This is a genomic window from Bacillota bacterium (genome assembly GCA_018333655.1).
Classification (GTDB): Bacteria; Bacillota; UBA994; order UBA994; family UBA994; genus BS524.
This window is the reverse complement of sequence record JAGXTJ010000052.1, coordinates 1-16936: the sequence shown is the minus strand read 5'-3', so window position 1 is coordinate 16936 and position 16936 is coordinate 1. Positions and strand designations below refer to the sequence as shown.

The following is a 16936-nucleotide window of genomic DNA, read 5'->3' as shown; positions in this document are numbered from 1 at the left end:
AACCTCCTGTCTTCAGATTTTGTTTAGCCGAAAGCATGGATGCCAGGCAAGAGCCAGGCGACACCCACCCAGGTAAAGAGCATCGCTACCCAGCCAAGGGCAATGAGCGCGATGGCACGTTTACCCGTCCATCCACGGGTAAAGCGGGCATGGAGGTAGACGGCAAACACAAACCAAGTGATGAGCGACCACATTTCTTTTGGATCCCACCCCCAGTAGCGACCCCATGATATGTCTGCCCAGATGGCGCCGCTGATGATCATCGCTGTGTGAAAGAGAAACCCGAACCCCGAAGAACGGTAGATGTATTCATCAAGGGCCTCATGTAGAGGAAGCATGCGGCCGAGGACGCCGTTAGCTGGGACATAGTGCTTGAGAAGCCATATCATAGCAGCAGCAAAGGCCAAAGTAAAGCCGGCGTAGCCAAAGACTGAGGTAGCCACATGAATGGACAACCAGTCGGATTGCAAGACTGGAGGCAGGGGTCGGTGCATCCTGCTTACCACAATGGCGGGTATTAGGCGGGGGATGATCGTTAGGTAGGAGAAGTAGAGCATCATGAGCGGCGTAATAAAGGCCCCCACCGCATAGAATTTTTCTTTAAGGCGCCACTCCGTCCACATGTAGACTAAGGCCGTGGTCCAGATAAATAGATTACCAAATTCATAATGACCCACAAAAGGCAAGCGCTCCACATTGTAGCCACGCACGATGATAAAGGCCGTATGAACGACGAAGGCTATTTTGAGCACCATGGCCGAAAAACTACCCCACTCGCGCTGGCCGCGCACGTAAATGATGTAGCCGATGGTGGCGGCCAAGTAGATGAGGGCAGAACCCGTGAATAGAATATTTTCCAGCAGGGAAAGTACGGGTGATACTTCAATTAGATTTGCCAAGGCTACTTCACTTCCTCTCTGCGCCTAAGCTCGGTCTCAATTTTCTGTAGCGTGCTGGCCACAAAGAGGCGGCTCCGGTAGCCGCGCCCACCGATAACAAGTGTACGGCTGTCTTCACTTGTAGCGGCGTAGTAACGCTCTGGAGTGATAAAAAAGCTCATATACAGGCCTAACAAGAGCAAGAGTGAACCCCCGAAAAGGAAGGGTCTCCCTAAGTTTTTGCTGATGGAGAATACAGTGGCGAGGTCATAGCCCGTCAGCATCACTTCGACATTTCCGTCGGGAGTGGCAAACTCGTGCGCCTTGTTTAAGGGTAGCAAGACATGGCCAACAGTTTCGCTTCCCTGCATCAGTATGCCGCCTACTACCGGTCTAATGGTGCGGTAGTCAACATTGTAGGGAGTGCCATCTTCTCGCATTGAGAAGTTTGAGTAAAACTTTTGTACCACAATGAATGTGGTCCGCTGGGCATCAAGGTAGATGCGGTCACCTTCCATAAATCGGCTGGAACCCGTCTCGCCTGTCTCTACATCGGTCAGCTTGAACACTGGAAAGTACAAAAAAGTAGAATGGTAGATGGTGTTGCCGGCAAAGCGCACGGGGTAGTTAATTGAAACCGTATCTTCGACTAATACTTCGTCACCCCGCCGCACCTTGACATCCGTATAAACGCGGGGGCGCATAACTGGGTTTTCTTCTTGCACCATGCGAATATCTGCTAACTCGACGGCAAAATCGCCTTCGCTGACGATAAAGCTGCTGTCAATCCACCCACCGTTCTTTACTTCGTAACCGGTCACCACACCATATAAAGCGCCAAGCAAGATAATAAGCAGGCTGAGATGGGTGATGAAGGAGCCAAAGTAGCCTAGCCTGCCGCGTTCGCCGAAAACTACTTGGCCGCCACTGCTCTCTGCTACAGAGGTGCGTAGCCCAACGGCTTTAAAGGCTTGCACGGCTACATCGGGCGCAGCTAGGTGTTCCTTGATGGGCACCTCTCTAGAAAAAGGCATACTCCGAATTTCGGTGATGGAGCTTAACTTACTAGGCCTGTAGGCCAGGCGGAACATCGGCCGAATGCGCTGCAGGGTGCAGAGCAACAAGTTCAACGAGCTAAAGCTTAATATCGAAAGATACCACCACGAACTATAGATATAATCAATCGCTTGCTCCATATCCTGCAAGGTGGCATACGCTGATACCCCCGCTAGGAGCAACAAGAGGAAAATACCAAGCTGCATGGAGCCAAAAAAGCGCAAAGTCTGCTTTAGAGGGCTGTCTGGCTGGCTATGCGGTAAGTTATCCTTGGTCATGTCTGTCAATCTTGTCCCCCCACATATATACTTCTACACTTTGCGTAGCGCCTTTATCTATCGCCATCTTGCATGAATCTGGTTGGGCACTTTACGAGAAGATTGCGCGCCACAAATTCGCTGCCTGCGATACGGCCTGCGGCTACAACATAGTCGGCCTGAAAAAGTGTTGGCGGTACACTGCCCGTGTGTCGCACGACATGGGTAACACCCGCCATATCCTGCATGGTAAAGGTGAACTCGCGATTGCCCAGCTCACGTAGGGAGCCGTCGACCGCCACCCCTTTGACCTGAACGGCACGATTGTTCTCCATGGCTACCGCGAAGGTGGCATAAGAACTAAAAGCACTGCGTGCCGTAAAAAAGAAACCCCCACTAAAAACCACGACCAAGGCTAGGAGGACAAGTTTCTCATAATTCTTCACGGCGCTCTGCCTCCCTTAGCCTAATGTCTATACGCAGCAGGTAGATAAACAAGCCCAGCCAAGTGACCAATGTTGCGGCAAGCACAAAACCTAGCTCTCCCACTCCTAATCAACGCTCCTTAGCAGGCGTTTGGCCTGCAAGTCTTGCAGACGCACCTGTATATTTTGTAGCCAGAGATACAAGACGGTAAAACATACTAGGGAAGCCAGGAAGACAACCCAGACCTCTGGGCTCATGGCACTGACGCGCTCGCTACCAGCACCTAAGTTCGGGTGCAGGGAGGGAAAAACACGAGGAACCACAAAGACCAAGAAGGGTACGGTGGTAAAGGCCAAGATAGCATACACGGCAGATAATCTGGCGCGTCGGTCAGCACACCCAATAGAGCTACGGAGGACAAAGTACGCGGCATAAATCATGAGGAGTACAGCTATCGACGTCTGGCGCGGATCCCAATTCCAGTACATGCCCCAAGCGGCGCGGCTCCAGATAGCGCCAGTAACAGTAGCCAGCAAACAAAAGACAGTGCCTAACTCGGCGTTGGCTACAGCCTGACGATCACGGCGGGCGTCCCTAGTGAGCAGGTAGCCGACAGAGTACACGGTCGCCATGAGGTAGGCTAACACCGCAACCCAAGCCGTCGGAACATGGTAGATAATAAGGCGCGCTGTTTCACCGGTAGCGCCGAAACCAGGGATGGCCGGCACATAGAGAAATGAGGCCGCAATAATAGCGGTCATGCCCGCTCCAAGTAAAAATTTCCAAATAATCTATCTCACCCCCTGCGTAATTGATGTTTCGTGGCCGTGTCCTTACTCATTCCACACATACTCAAACAAGAGCAGCGAAGCCGCAAGAACTGTACCATTGTAAAAAATTAGCATGGCTATATCCGTCATTATGCCGGCTAGATGGCCACCATAGAGCGCGGTGCGCGTGGCATTGGTTGCGGTAATAAGGAGGGGCAGCAGAATTGGTAGCGACAACACCGTGAGTAGTGACCCCTTGACTGCGCTCTGCGCGGCTATGGCTGAGAGAATGGTGCCTGCCGAAGCTAAGCCTACTAGCCCTAAGAATATAGTCACTAGGAATCCGCCGACGTGCACAACCGCTAAATTAAACAACAACAAGTAGAGGGGCACTACAAGCATGGCCATGCTGAGGAGCAGTGCCGCGTTGAAGAGAAATTTGCCCAAGAAAACCGGGGCTGGGTCAGCGGCCATTTTGAGGCCGATGGATGTACCGGTCTCTTCTTCTTGCACAAAAGATCTTGATACCCCCGTCATGGCCGAAAAGAAGAAGATGATCCACAGCAGTGAGGCAGCGATATCTGCCTCTACTAAGCCTCCCGCTAGGGTAAAACTGATGGCCACTAAGGTGGTGACCGCGAACATGATGAGGGCGCTGTAAGCGTAGCGCGTTCTAAATTCTAGACGCAAGTCCTTCAGGCAGACAGCCGCGCTCTTACTACGCCAAGACAATGGCTTGGTCCCCAAATTTTACTTCCCGCGGCTCATTGGTAGCCAAGACAACTATGCCCCGACCACGCTGTTCATAGATAATCTGCTCCACCAGCTGTGCCCCTTTTTCGTCTAGATGACTTGTCGGTTCGTCTAGCACCAAGATATGAGGATGGTGCCAAAGTGCCGTAGCATACTTCAGGCGCTGTTTCATACCAGAGGAAAAGTTGCCGACGAAATCTCGCCCTCGCGTACCTAGACCCACAAGTGCGAGCAGCTCACGCGCGCGCGGCAAGGAAAAAGGTAGCCCCCGTACGGTAGAGAAGAACTCTAGATTTTCCACAGCTGAGAGGCCATCATATAGTTTTAGCTCTGGCGAGACAAGGCCTAGTTGCCTCCGCCTCTCCCCTTGCGACAATTGTCTGCCCTCTAGCACAATGCTGATGCCGCCTGAGCTCGCGGCCACCAAGCCACACATGATCGAGAGAAAGGTGGTTTTACCAGCGCCATTCGGGCCTTGTACTACCAAGACCGAGTTATCCGCGATGGTGAGGTCTAAAGCCCTAAACAGCCACCGGTTATGGTAGGCCTTGCCAAGCCCTCGGACTTCTATACGATTTACCACGCCACCGCTCCCTCGTACGCTAAATCTACTAGATTATCTTCTACGTCAAGTTGAAATTTCCTGCTGCTCAACAGAGATATCGTGAACCAGGCAAACTGAACTGGTTGTGAATGCACAAGCACACCATCCCGTGGCCTTAGCTGCGGGATGGTGTGCTTGTGCTCTCGCTATTAGTGTTTGCCCTCCGCGGCGAGGTACTGGTCAAATACCCCGCGGATGAGGTCCTTGCTCGGCACTCCTTCATGTAGCTTGTTGTCGTCTAGGAAGAAGGCAGGCACGAGGTAGTACGAATACTGCTTGGCGATGTCGGGTTGCAGAGTCTCATTTATTGTGGTTATGGAGACATCAGCATACTGAGGGCTCTCAGCGCGCAGTTCATCCATGTAGCGCAGGGCATTTTTGCAGTGGGGGCAGGTTGGCAACATAAAGAAGCGTAATACTGGTTTCATCGTAGCACCTCTACTTTATAATTCTAGCAATCATAGCTTCGGTAATTGCTGTGGCTTCGATCATCACTTCGTTGATCACTCCACCGAACATGCGACCAAAGAGCGGCGAGTTCATGCGACCAATGTAGGTATTACCGTTGCTTTTCTCGTAGATCGCAATTCGACAGGGTATGAGTGGGGAGACGATGCGCTCCGCATCTAATTTAAGTATGGCCGCGGAGTATTTAGCGGAGCAGACCTCGATGATGGTCACCGCGCGGACATCATGCCCGAAGTTGGCGAGTGTGGCCTTCATGTCGTGCTGGCCAACTACCTTCCAACCTGCTCTGTCTACCTCAGCCTTAAAAGTTTCCACTGTTTGTTCGAAATCATACTTGCTTTCGCTCTCCATCATCATCAACCGTGGTGCCATGTTCCATACCAGTAGCCCCATCACTAACATGCCCACCAGCACGCTGGCCCCTGCAACCAAGTACATTTTGTTCATCTCCGTTTTCCTCCTTGCATTTGCAAAGCATCTTGTTTGCCTATGCACTGAGTATACTCCCGCACCAATCCTGCTGAATGTGACTTTGTCACCCTACTGTCATGTCTTTAAGCAACTTTTCATCAATCAGCTCTATGGTACCTCGACTCAAGGCCACTAAACCCAGCTCGGCAAAGTCCCCGAGCACCCGGCTGACGACCTCACGTGCCGTGCCTACTTCGAGGGCAATCTGTTCCTGAGTGAGCTTGAGCCTAGGCTGGCCTTGCCGCAGCTTTGCCTCTTGCAGGTAGAGCGCAATACGCGCTCTAATAGACGCGAAGGTTACTAGCTCCACTACCCGCATCACCTGGTTTAGTCGGAGAAAGGCTTTTTGCATCATGTAGCGATGCAGGGCGGGGTTGTTGTCTAGCAAGGACTGAAAAACGCGGCCCGGAATGCTGACCACTTCGGTCCCCGCCTCAATCTCGATATTGGCGTCTAAGTCTTCTGCCCCCGCTAGGCAAGACACTGTCATTAAGCAGGTGTCCCCTGCGCTTAAGCGGTACAAGGTGACTTCGCGCCCTTCCTCTGACACCTTGAAGACACGAATAGCACCCTGCTGCACAATTAGCACCTCATCACAGACGGCATCTCCGGCCACGAGCAGTTTGTTTTCCCTGTAGCGCACTTGGCGCATACTGCTCCGCAAGAATTTTTCGTCCTCGGCGCTAAGCTTAGTGGCCAAGGGCGTCGCGCTAAAGAGATGTGTATGTACGTCTGGCATTGAACACCGCCTATCTACGAACCGCTACTTGAGTCTAATTATACGCAAAAAAACCGGCATCTGCCACCCTTGTACTGGGGCAGGTACCGGCTTTGTAGTGACTTTAGTGCTGACTAATTTGCTAAGTGACAGGCCACATAGTGGTCGGGTCTGACTTCACGCCACTCGGGGTCCACTACTTTGCACTGGTCAACCGCTACGGGACAACGCGGATGGAAGCGGCAGCCTGAGGGCGGGTTGATTGGGCTTGGTACGTCACCCGTCAAGCGCACTCGTTCCATCTGGATATCTGGGTTGGCATGCGGGATGGCGGACAGTAGCGCCTGGGTGTAAGGATGTAGGGGATGCTTGTACAACTCGTTCGAGGCAGTGAGCTCGACCATTTTGCCGAGGTACATAACGCCCACGCGGTCACTGATATGCTTTACTACGCTCAGGTTGTGGGCGATAAAGAGATAAGTTAGCCCATACCGCTGCTGTATTTCGGATAAGAGGTTTAGAATCTGCGACTGAATGGAAACGTCGAGGGCTGAAACTGGCTCGTCGCAGACGATTAGCTTCGGGTTAGAGATGATGGCGCGCGCGATGCCGATGCGCTGCCTTTGCCCACCGCTAAACTCATGGGGATAACGACGGTAGTGGTACTGCGCAAGGCCGACTTCCTCAAAAATGGCTCGCACCTTCTGGGCACGCTCGGTAAGGTTGGTCATGCCGTGCACCAAGAGGGGTTCACCGACAATCTCGCCCACGGTCATACGGGGGTTGAGCGAAGAATAGGGATCTTGAAATATAATACTCATCTCTTTGCGTTGCTTACGCAGTTGCTCGGCTTTGAGCTTGCGCAAGTCTATGCCATCGAAATGAATGCTGCCCTTCGTGGGCTCATGCAAACGCAAAATGGTGCGGCCCGTAGTAGTCTTGCCGCAGCCGCTTTCTCCTACCAAGCCCAGGGTCTCACCACGACGGATGAAAAAACTGACGCCATCAACCGCCTTGACAAACTTGGTGGGCTTTTTTAACAAGCCAGCATTTAGCGGAAAGTACTTTACTAAATTGTCGACTTTGAGCAGAACATCTTCACCCATGTTTTGTTGTAGTTCGTTCACTTGGTCTACCCCCTTGCCGTCATGATGGGATACCAGCAGCTTGCCTTATGCCCTGGTGCAAGTTGTGTCAAGGTGGGCTGCTCTTGACGGCACTTCTCTTGCGCGAAAGGACAGCGCGCCTCAAAGCGACACCCCACGGGTAAGTACAGCATGTTGGGGACACTACCCGCGATGACGTGCAATGTTTCTGATTCCGCCTCAAGATGAGGGATGGAGTTTAAAAGACCATGGGTGTAGGGATGCATGGGGCTCTTAAACAAGGTTTTTACGTTCGCCTCTTCTACCACTTTGCCCGCGTACATGACGACCACGCGGTCTGCCATGCTGGCCACGACGCCAAGGTCGTGGGTGATGAGCATGATGCTCATGCCAAGGGTGTTGCGCAGGCCGCGCATCAGGTCGAGAATTTGCGCCTGAATAGTGACATCGAGGGCGGTAGTGGGCTCATCGGCAATGAGTAGTTTAGGGTTACAGGAGAGTGCCATGGCAATCATAACCCTCTGCCTCATGCCGCCCGAGAGTTGGTGAGGATACTCGTCAAAGCGCTTCGCGGCTTCGGGAATTTCAACTTTGCGTAGCATTTCGATGCCCTTAGCACGCGCTTCGGTCTTAGAAACCTTTTGGTGCAACACGATGGCCTCGGAGATTTGATCACCTATGGTGTAGACAGGATTAAGACTGGTCATGGGCTCTTGGAAGATCATGCCGATATCGTTGCCGCGAATCTGGCGCATTTCGTTTTCGCTGAGCTTCAGCAAATTCTTACCATCAAAGTTGATTTCTCCACGTTCGATGCGCCCGGGGGGGGTCTTAATCAAGCGCATTACCGACAAAGCTGTAACGCTCTTGCCGCAACCACTTTCTCCTACTACGGCGAGGGTCTCTTCTTTGTTAATGTAGAGTGACACCCCGTCCACCGCAGGGACAACGCCCTCACGAATATGAAAGGCAGTACGTAAATCTTTGATCTCAAGCATGGGACTAGACATTGTTGGCCTCCTCTCGTCGTGCACGACGTATTCGACAACGACTTTCTACTAATGCGGCAAGAACTGTGATAATGCTGGAGACGATTACCCATAAGTCGATGTCCATGACTTCTCTCTCCCGGAAGGGAATATAGAGGGTAATTAAAACAGCAAGTACGGCCGGGCTCGTAAGAACGAACAACCACAGCATGGCCCGACCCCAGGCCGCATAGTTTACCATAAACCCACCCCCAGCACGCCGAGGGTAACAAAAGCATCGGTAGCGATAAAGGCAATGCCCGTGATACCAAGGGCCGGCCAATCTTCTACATCTAAATCGGTGAGATAAATGACGATTAGGGCTACGGCTGCGGCCAGCGCGAAGGACAAGATGCTGCCCCATCCAGGTAGAAACTGCGCCCCATAGTAGAACAGGCTGTGAGGTCGCTTCAGACCCATGAGGAGAAGAAATTGCAGTAAAAAGCGCAGCAGCTGTCCGAACGAACTAGATGAGAAAACGCCATAGCGCGCCAGCACAGAGATAACCGCAATGCTTACCATGAGCGCTCCGAGCCCCATAAAGGCGAGCCCGATGGCTCCAATAAGCAGAGTGAAATACTTAAAGATGGCATCTGACAGAGGACTATGAGGGTCAAGCCCCGCTCGAAAGTACCATGGCTCGCCGTGGTCTTCGGCGGTGTGCACATATGAAACGGCGCCCTGGCCTCCCCCCTGTGGCAGCATGTACGAGACAATGCCGAGCGCACCTGCCCACTGTGGGTCGGGGCCTAGCACATTGCCCTGTGCCATGGTGGCGAAGCCACGTTGCAGAATCTCGCCGGCAAAAGTGCGGCGCACAGCGTACACTTGCCAAGTTCGGCCCGCTTCAGCCAGCCAAGTAGTGAGAATCTCGCCCTGTTCATTCGCTACGGCACGAACCGCGGCAATTCTCCCGCGGAAGGCAGGGTCTACTGGGCTAAGGGGCTCTTCCCACAGACCGTTGAAGAGGGTGCCCATGACGGCGGCACCAGCATTTACCCTACCCAAGGTCCCCGTCATGCGCTGCCATACAAGACGCACTCTGTAGTCTGGGGCACTTAACAAGACCATGCGGTAAGGATAATTGGTAGGGGCCATGCCGAGACTTGCTTCCACCACGAGGCGATGTGTGTCGGCCTCGTGTGCTTGGTAATGTGCCCAGGCACCGATAAGACTCTGTCGGTAGTAGGCTAGGTGCAGGTAGCCATCGCGCACTGCGAGCACCGGTAGTCGCGCTTGGTAATCTGGGGAGCTAACGCGCGAAAGCCGTGGCTCTCTTGGCCCCGTCAAATCAACAGAGAGAATTTGCACAGCGTGCATCCCCAGTGCGGCGGAGGTAAAGACGATATGCGCGAGCCCCTCTTCGTCGATGGCCACTTGCGGGTTCTCCGCAGGGTCGGCTGACTCCCACAGGAGACGAGGTGCGGCGACAGTGCTGTTGGGGTCAATGTACGCCGCCAAGAGCGTACTCCTTACGCCTTCGTCTCGTTCTAGCCAGGTAAGCAACACGCCACTTTCGGTACTCGCCAAAGCGAAGCCCTTGAGCAAATGATTAAGCGGAATGGATATTCTTCGTAAGAGCTGGCCATTTCTAAGGTCTACTTCTTGTAGCTCTATCTGTGATGCTTGGCCGCTCGTGTTTACACTCGCCATCCACAAGTGGTACTGCCCCACCACGGCAGTCTCATGCCGGTAGACGAAGGTGGCGGTACCAGTCGATACAGGTTGTGACCAGCCTCGTGGCCACCGCGAAGGCGGCACCTCAGCGCGAACTACCGCGGGGGCCAAGAAGAAACAGCCCAGCATAGCAACCCAGACAAAGCCAAAGAGTAGTCTATTTAAGTTTCGGGTCAAGAGCATCACGTAGACCGTCGCCTATATAGTTGAAGGCCAGTACAGTGATAAAGATCAAAGTCCCCGGTATGGTCACCATGTAAATGGCGAACTGCATGGTGTGGCGCCCTATCTCAAGGAGAGTGCCCCAGCTAGCTGGGTTGGTCACACCGATACCCAGGAACGACAGCCCTGATTCAGTTAAAATTGCTCCACCGACGCGGAGGGTTGTCGAGACGATGATGGGAGCCATGGTATTAGGCAGGATATGCTGCGAAACGATGCGTCCGCTCTTAGCGCCAATGGAGCGCGCCGCCTCAACATAGTCCATCTCGCGTAGCGAGAGAAACTGCCCGCGCACCAGACGTGCGGCACTAGGCCAGGTGGTGAAACCAATAACCAGCATGATGTTGAGCATGCTTCTTTCGAAAACGGCAACCACGGTGAGGAGCAAGAAGAAGGTGGGGATAGCCATCATGACTTCGCAGATGCGCATCAGTATCTCGTCTACCCACCCGCCGAAGTATCCGGCAATGGCGCCAACAATGGTGCCTATGGTCATGGAGACCCCCGCGGCGACAAAGCCGACCGAAAGGCTAATGCGCCCTCCCCAGATTATGCGGCTAAAAAGATCGCGGCCTAGGCGGTCCGTGCCGGCAGGAAACTCCCAAGAGGGTGGTGTAAAGCGTGGGCCCACGCCTACTTCCATGGGGTCATGTGGAGCGAGAAAAGGAGCAAAAATGGCGACTAGGTACAAAATGGCGAGAATTACGATTGACGCCATCGCCATCTTGTGGCGACGGAAACGATACCAGGTCAGTTCCCAGAAAGTCTCCTCTTTGGGATTCATTCCCGAGACAGCGCCTTGCACTTTTGGTTGTGCGGTAGCCATATTGATCACCTACCCTGCCTTAATATTTGATGCGTGGATCGACAACCACGTACAAGATGTCAGCTACCAACATCCCCAACACGAGCATGAGAGAACCGATAAGGTTAAAAGCCATAATTACCGGGTAATCGCGGGTAAAAATAGCTTGAATTGCCAATAGTCCGACGCCAGGCCAAGCAAAAATGCTCTCGATAACTACCGAACCACCTAACAGACCGCTGAAGGCAAAACCAAGAGAGGTAACAATTGGTAGAAGCGCATTACGCACTGTGTGCTTAAAGATGACCACGCGCTCGGAGAGCCCCTTGGCTCTAGCCGTACGCACATAGTCTTGGTGAATAACATCGAGCATGCTAGCGCGCATAAAACGCACCAAGCCGGCCAAGCCGCCAAAAACGATAACGACGAGGGGCATAATCAGGTAGCGAGAGCGGTCGACAAGCCAAGTCAAAAAGGAGACTTCGCCCCACTCTACGCCGATGGTGGCCATACCTGCCAGAGGAATCCACTCTACTTGCATCCCCACATAGTAGATGAGCAGCATCGCAAAGAAGAAGGCAGGCATCGCTTGACCTAAGAAGGCGACAAAAGTCATGATATGGTCAAACTTGGAGTACTGCTTAACAGCCGAGAAAATACCGATAGGCAGGGCGATGACATAGATAAGGAGTAAACCAATAATATTTAAGAAAATAGTCGCCGGTAAGCGCTCCCCTATCATCTCGGCAATCGGTCGGCCTTGCGCCAGAGAATCGCCAAAGTTTCCTTGCACCATCTGCTCAGCCCAGCGCAGGTACTGAATATGAACTGGCTGGTCTAGACCCCACAACTCGGTAAGACGAGCCGTATCTTCAGCGGTAGCATCAGGGCTTTCACCCATCATTTGCGCGAAACCGCCGGGGGCCAGTTGAATGATGGCAAACGTCAGCATGGAAACTCCGACGAGGAGAAACAATGACTGCACTAGTCTCATGAAGATGTAACGCCCCATTTTCAACATCCTTTCTTGCTGTAATAACCAGATAGTAGGGCAGGGCTCTCGCCCTGCCCTATAATCACGACAGGATTACGTAGACATTAAGGCCGGATGAACCATGCCTCGAGGGTGCGAGAACCGGTAGGTGCCCATTGTACACCCTGCACACGGTTAGAAATCGCAGTTACAACGGTGCGCTGGAAGATCCAGATGTAGGGCAGCTCGCGATTAAGAATGACATCGAGCTGTTGGTAGAGGCGGCGGCGCTCGGCGATATCCATGGTGGCGCGAGCGGCCTCGATGAGCCTGTCGGCGTCGGCATTGCGGAACTGACCGCGGTTAAAGCCAGGCACCACGCCAGCGGCGTTGCGCTCAGCTTGCGAGGAGTGGAACATGGAGAATGGATCGGGGTCAAGGCCGAGAGACCAGCCGATTAGAGTCAGGTCATAGTCAACGCGGCTAAAGCGGTCGAGCATGACAGACCACTCAATAATCTCAGGCCTTACTTCGACGCCAATGCGTCTCCAGTAACTCTCAGCCAGGGAAACGATGTCGCCGCGGATGACGTTGCCGGCGTTAGTCATAATGCGTAGGCTTAAACGTTGACCGTCTTTGACGCGAACGCCATCGCGGCTACCGGCAGGTACGCGCCAGCCAGCAGCGTCAAGCATCTGACGGGCACGCACGGCGCTGTGCTCGTACTGGTTAAGGCCCGGTGCGCCCGTGGCCCATGAGGTGACAACTTGGTGAGCGTGAATAACCACGCCGCGGCGGTCGAGAATGGTATCGACCATGGCTCTGCGGTCAAGACCTACCACGAGGGCTTCACGCACTCTGCGGTCGGCCAGTATGGGGTTCTCTAGGTTGAAGGAAATATAGTCGTAGCCGTGGTTGGGGACTTCTCTGAAGTAGGCACGTCTGGCATGCTCACGTTGAATGCGGTCGATGTGGTCGGTCTGAAGGGCGCCGAACCAATCGATATCGCCATTCTCCCAAGCGGCTTGCATAACGTTTAGATCTGGGTAGATACGAGTAACGATGCTATTGATGTAAGGGCGGTTGCCGCCTTGGAAAAAGTTGGGGTTACGGGTTAGTTCTACGAACTGACCGGAGACCCATCTGGTGAACATGAAGGGGCCGTTACCGATGGGGTTACGGCTGTAGGCATGGGCGCGCATTTCGCGCACAGGGACATTGCCGAGAATGTGATGGGGGATTAAGCCTTGTACGCCGGCGTTAAACAGAAAGCTGGCATCCACTTGGCGCATTCTAATGTCGACGATGGTCGGGCTAACGATGACGATTTCTTGAATATGTTGCACCGAAGGACGACGCGGGCCGTCGTAGTCGGCGTGAGCAATGCTATCGAAGGTGAACTTAACGTCGCGCGAGGTGACGGCGGTGCCATCATGCCACTTAACGTTCGGGTTAAGCCAGAAACGCCAGGTCAAAGTGGCTTGGTCCCAAGACCAACGGTCGGCGAGAGAGTTCATGGGCAGATTTTCTAAATTGGCTCTCACCAAGGCGAGGTGAGTGCGACCATGAATATCACCAGAAGCGGTGTCGGTAGAGAGAATGGGGTTAAGAATAACTGGGTCGGAGGTGGAGCCGAGAGTAAGAGTGCCACCAACGGCCGGGGTAACATAAGGGGTAAAACGCACAGTCACTGTGGGTGGCGCATCTTGCCAAGCAACTTCGGCACCTAGGGCTTCGGCCACAAAGCGGAGCGGCACCATGGTGCGGCCGCCAACGATGACCGGGGGCACGTCGAGTGTGCGGGCAGGGCCGTTCACCCATGCGGTACGATTGCCAATTTGCAGTACAACGGCCTCTTCGCGGCGGTAGGCGGTGACGGTGCTTGTGGCATCGTCCCAGCTAACGCGAGCGCCGAGTGCCTCAAAGATAGCGCGCATAGGAACAAGGGTGCGGCCGTTTTGAATAACAGGGGCCACGTCTAGGGTGAGTGGTGCACCGTTAATAACGACACTGATGCGCGGGTTGGCCTCTACTTGCGTGATGCCTACGAACAAAGTCGCCAGCATGGCTACCGCCAGTACGCCAAAGAGAATCTTCTTGCCCAAATTAGTTCACTCCTTTGTTTTTTTCTGTGCAACGACACGGCTGTCACTTGCTTGTGGTTAACGCCCCTACCACCCCCAAAACTGAATCGCAATAATGTCAAACTACTAGCATCTTCATTCTACTTGTATTGTTATGAATCCTGCTACAATTTATATCTTTTTTAACGTATCGCAAAAATACTGTCCGTTATCGGCGCACGAAAAAGCCTCGCGCGGCGTAATATCCGCGCGAGGCTCTGAAGGAAGAACGAAAGGAACTACCTGCCGACGTACCAAGCCTCGCTAAACCAAGTGCCTATGGAGCCCCATTGCACACCTTGAATGCGATTGGCGATGGCTGTGACCTGAGTGCGCTGGAATATCCACAAGTAAGGCAGTTCGCGATTTAGCACCACATCAAGCTGCTGATAGATACGCCGACGTTCGGCGACATCCATGGTAGCTCGCCCAGCCTCGATAAGCCGGTCGATCTCAGCATTGCGGAGTTGCCCACGGTTAAAGCCCGTGATAACGCCGGCGGCATTTTGGGCAGCTTGCGAGCTATGAAACATGGTAAAGGGGTCGGGGTCAAGACCGAGCGACCAACCGATAAGCGTAAGGTCAAAATCGCTACGGCTCCAGCGGTCTAGCATGACCGACCACTCGATAATTTCGATGACTACCTCTACGCCAATGCGCCTCCAGTAGCTTTCTGCCAGGGCGGCGATATCGGCACGGATGACATTGCCGGAGTTGGTCATGAGGCGAATGCGCAGGCGTTGACCGTCCTTCATGCGTACGCCGTCACGGCTGCCCGCCGGCACGCGCCACCCCGCGGCCTCAAGCAACTGGCGGGCCCGTACGGCACTGTGCTCGTAGAGGTTAAGCCCTGTAGCGCCGGTGGCCCATGAGGTAGGCACTTGGTGCGAATGAACGACGAGACCCCGTCTGTCGAGTATGGTGTCAACCATAGCGCGGCGGTCAAGTCCGACGACTAACGCTTCGCGCACCCTAATATCGCTCAAAATGGGGTGCACTAAGTTAAAGCCCATGTAGTCATAGGCATGGCTGGGCACTTCTCTAAAGTAGGCGCGATTAGCATGCTCACGCATGATGCGGTCGATGTGATCTGTTTGCAGAGCGGCAAAAAAGTCGATATCGCCGTTCTCCCAAGCCGCCTGCATGACATTGATGTCGGGGTAGGTGCGTATAATCACGGAATTAATGTAGGGACGATTGCCCCCTTGGAAGAAGTCTGGGTTTCTTGTCATCTCAACAAATTGACCGGATACCCAGCGCGTAAATATGTAGGGACCATTGCCCAGCACATTACGACTAAAGGCATGGGCGCGGTGTTCGCGCACCGGCACATTGCCTAGCAAGTGATGCGGGAGTAGGCCAAGGCTGGCCGCATTGAACAAGAAGCCGGCATCAATCTGCCGCATGCGGAATTCCACTAGGTGTGGATTAACAACGACAACCTCTTGCACATGCGTTACCGCCGGGCGACGAGGGCCATCGTAGTCGGCATGGGCGATGGTATCGAAGGTGAACTTAACGTCGCGAGCGGTGAGCGGCGTGCCGTCGTGCCAACGCACATTTGGGTTTAACCAAAAGCGCCAGATCAGGGCTGCTTGGTCCCACACCCAGCGGTCGGCGATGGCATTCATGGGCTCAAGCGTGGTGTCACTTCTGACTAGGCCCCAGTTAGTGCGGCTATGCACGGCGGATGAGGAGGTGTCCCCCCCGAGGATGGGGTTTAAACTGACCGGATCGGCAATGGAACCTAGACTTAAAGTTCCACCCACTGACGGAACAACGTAGGGAGTGTGAGTGATGGCCACAGTAGGTGGCGCATCTTGCCAGGCGACTTCGGCACCTAGCGCCTCGGCGACAAAGCGCAAGGGCACCATGGTACGACCACCCACGATGACGGGCGGCACATCGAGCTGGCGTGATGGACCATTGACCCAGGCGGTGCGGCCGCCTATTTGCAGGACAATGGCGCGCTCACGCCGATAAGCGGTAACGGTGCTAGTCGCGTCATCCCAGTGAATGCGTGCGCCGAGGGCTTCGAAAATGGCCCGCATGGGCACTAGGGTGCGCCCATTTTGCACCACTGGGGCGACTTCGAGAGCCAATGGCCTGCCATTAATAACTACCCTGATCGGCGTGTTAGCCTCCGTAGTGGGCATGCCGAGGAAGAGCGTTGCCAACATGGCCAGTGCAGTAAGACTAAGCAAGACTTTTTTACCCATGAATGTCCCTCCTTTTTCTACTACTAAGCCGCCTGCCAGTATCCTTTTTGGCTTCACTCTCACCCCCCTGCCGTTAGGGCGTTATGTATATGCAATAATCGCACAATTGCTTTGTTGTATTCTGCTGCGCCCACAATAATACCTGCCGATAATTTTCTGTTTTTAATAATAATTGAGGAAAATTTCCGGAGTTAGGCAAAAACCACCCCCGCGGCTACTTGCGCCTAGGGGGTGGTTGCTTATGGCTGGTGGTAGTTCCTGACTTTAGGACTTTAGCTTCATAATCTGTTCTTGTTTCGGCCCGGAGACCATTGTGCGACAATGCTCTCTGGGTTTTTGCGTGCTCAAAAATTATTCAAATATTTGTCCGTTTATGTGCGTT

At 53.7% G+C, this 16936-nt stretch carries 18 protein-coding genes; all 18 read right to left on the bottom strand.

Translation table 11 applies throughout. The features are described from left to right. Positions 1-23 precede the first annotated feature (23 nt). The gene (gene ccsB, locus KGZ92_09535; protein ID MBS3889503.1) at positions 24-899 is read right to left on the bottom strand and encodes a c-type cytochrome biogenesis protein CcsB; all 876 of its coding nucleotides are present in this window, start codon (positions 897-899) and stop codon (positions 24-26) included. 2 nt (positions 900-901) lie between these two features. Further along, positions 902-2221: a cytochrome c biogenesis protein ResB gene (locus tag KGZ92_09530; GenBank protein MBS3889502.1), complete on the bottom strand. Its 1320-nt coding sequence runs from the start codon at positions 2219-2221 to the stop codon at positions 902-904. Between the two features lie 44 nt (positions 2222-2265). Further along, positions 2266-2637, bottom strand: a complete 372-nt coding sequence (locus KGZ92_09525; GenBank protein MBS3889501.1) for a cytochrome c maturation protein CcmE — start codon at positions 2635-2637, stop codon at positions 2266-2268. Next, entirely contained in the window at positions 2624-2740 is a 117-nt protein-coding gene (locus tag KGZ92_09520; protein MBS3889500.1) for a CcmD family protein, read from the bottom strand. Before KGZ92_09520 ends, KGZ92_09525 begins: the two co-directional genes overlap by 14 nt. 2 nt (positions 2741-2742) lie before the next feature. Beyond that, positions 2743-3408: a cytochrome c biogenesis protein CcsA gene (gene ccsA, locus KGZ92_09515; GenBank protein MBS3889499.1), complete on the bottom strand. Its 666-nt coding sequence runs from the start codon at positions 3406-3408 to the stop codon at positions 2743-2745. A 42-nt stretch (positions 3409-3450) separates the two neighbouring features. Continuing rightward, positions 3451-4119 carry a heme exporter protein CcmB gene (locus KGZ92_09510; protein MBS3889498.1) on the bottom strand — a complete coding sequence of 223 codons (669 nt, stop codon included), beginning with the start codon at positions 4117-4119 and terminating at the stop codon, positions 3451-3453. After that, entirely contained in the window at positions 4106-4723 is a 618-nt protein-coding gene (locus KGZ92_09505; GenBank protein ID MBS3889497.1) for an ABC transporter ATP-binding protein, read from the bottom strand. The genes KGZ92_09510 and KGZ92_09505 overlap by 14 nt, the downstream gene beginning before the upstream one ends. A gap of 170 nt (positions 4724-4893) precedes the next feature. After that, positions 4894-5172 carry a thioredoxin family protein gene (locus KGZ92_09500; protein ID MBS3889496.1) on the bottom strand — a complete coding sequence of 93 codons (279 nt, stop codon included), beginning with the start codon at positions 5170-5172 and terminating at the stop codon, positions 4894-4896. Positions 5173-5182: 10 nt separating this feature from the next. After that, positions 5183-5659 carry a DUF302 domain-containing protein gene (locus tag KGZ92_09495; GenBank protein ID MBS3889495.1) on the bottom strand — a complete coding sequence of 159 codons (477 nt, stop codon included), beginning with the start codon at positions 5657-5659 and terminating at the stop codon, positions 5183-5185. An 88-nt stretch (positions 5660-5747) separates the two neighbouring features. Further along, positions 5748-6422, bottom strand: coding sequence for a Crp/Fnr family transcriptional regulator (locus KGZ92_09490; protein MBS3889494.1), 675 nt, complete (start codon positions 6420-6422; stop codon positions 5748-5750). A 113-nt stretch (positions 6423-6535) separates the two neighbouring features. Beyond that, complete coding sequence (locus tag KGZ92_09485; protein ID MBS3889493.1) at positions 6536-7507, bottom strand: dipeptide ABC transporter ATP-binding protein; 972 nt, start codon at positions 7505-7507, stop codon at positions 6536-6538. Positions 7508-7533: 26 nt separating this feature from the next. Then, positions 7534-8517, bottom strand: coding sequence for an ABC transporter ATP-binding protein (locus KGZ92_09480; protein ID MBS3889492.1), 984 nt, complete (start codon positions 8515-8517; stop codon positions 7534-7536). After that, positions 8510-8737: a hypothetical protein gene (locus KGZ92_09475; GenBank protein MBS3889491.1), complete on the bottom strand. Its 228-nt coding sequence runs from the start codon at positions 8735-8737 to the stop codon at positions 8510-8512. Before KGZ92_09475 ends, KGZ92_09480 begins: the two co-directional genes overlap by 8 nt. After that, a complete protein-coding gene (locus KGZ92_09470) occupies positions 8731-10398 on the bottom strand; it encodes a hypothetical protein (protein ID MBS3889490.1) in 1668 nt (555 codons plus the stop codon). The genes KGZ92_09475 and KGZ92_09470 overlap by 7 nt, the downstream gene beginning before the upstream one ends. Then, entirely contained in the window at positions 10370-11218 is an 849-nt protein-coding gene (locus tag KGZ92_09465) for an ABC transporter permease (GenBank protein ID MBS3889489.1), read from the bottom strand. The genes KGZ92_09470 and KGZ92_09465 overlap by 29 nt, the downstream gene beginning before the upstream one ends. A gap of 61 nt (positions 11219-11279) precedes the next feature. Continuing rightward, positions 11280-12251, bottom strand: coding sequence for an ABC transporter permease (locus KGZ92_09460; GenBank protein ID MBS3889488.1), 972 nt, complete (start codon positions 12249-12251; stop codon positions 11280-11282). An 86-nt stretch (positions 12252-12337) separates the two neighbouring features. Further along, positions 12338-14317 (bottom strand): hypothetical protein, encoded by a 1980-nt coding sequence (locus tag KGZ92_09455; protein ID MBS3889487.1) that lies wholly within the window; start codon positions 14315-14317, stop codon positions 12338-12340. Positions 14318-14574: 257 nt separating this feature from the next. Beyond that, entirely contained in the window at positions 14575-16554 is a 1980-nt protein-coding gene (locus KGZ92_09450) for a hypothetical protein (GenBank protein MBS3889486.1), read from the bottom strand. Positions 16555-16936: the final 382 nt, after the last annotated feature.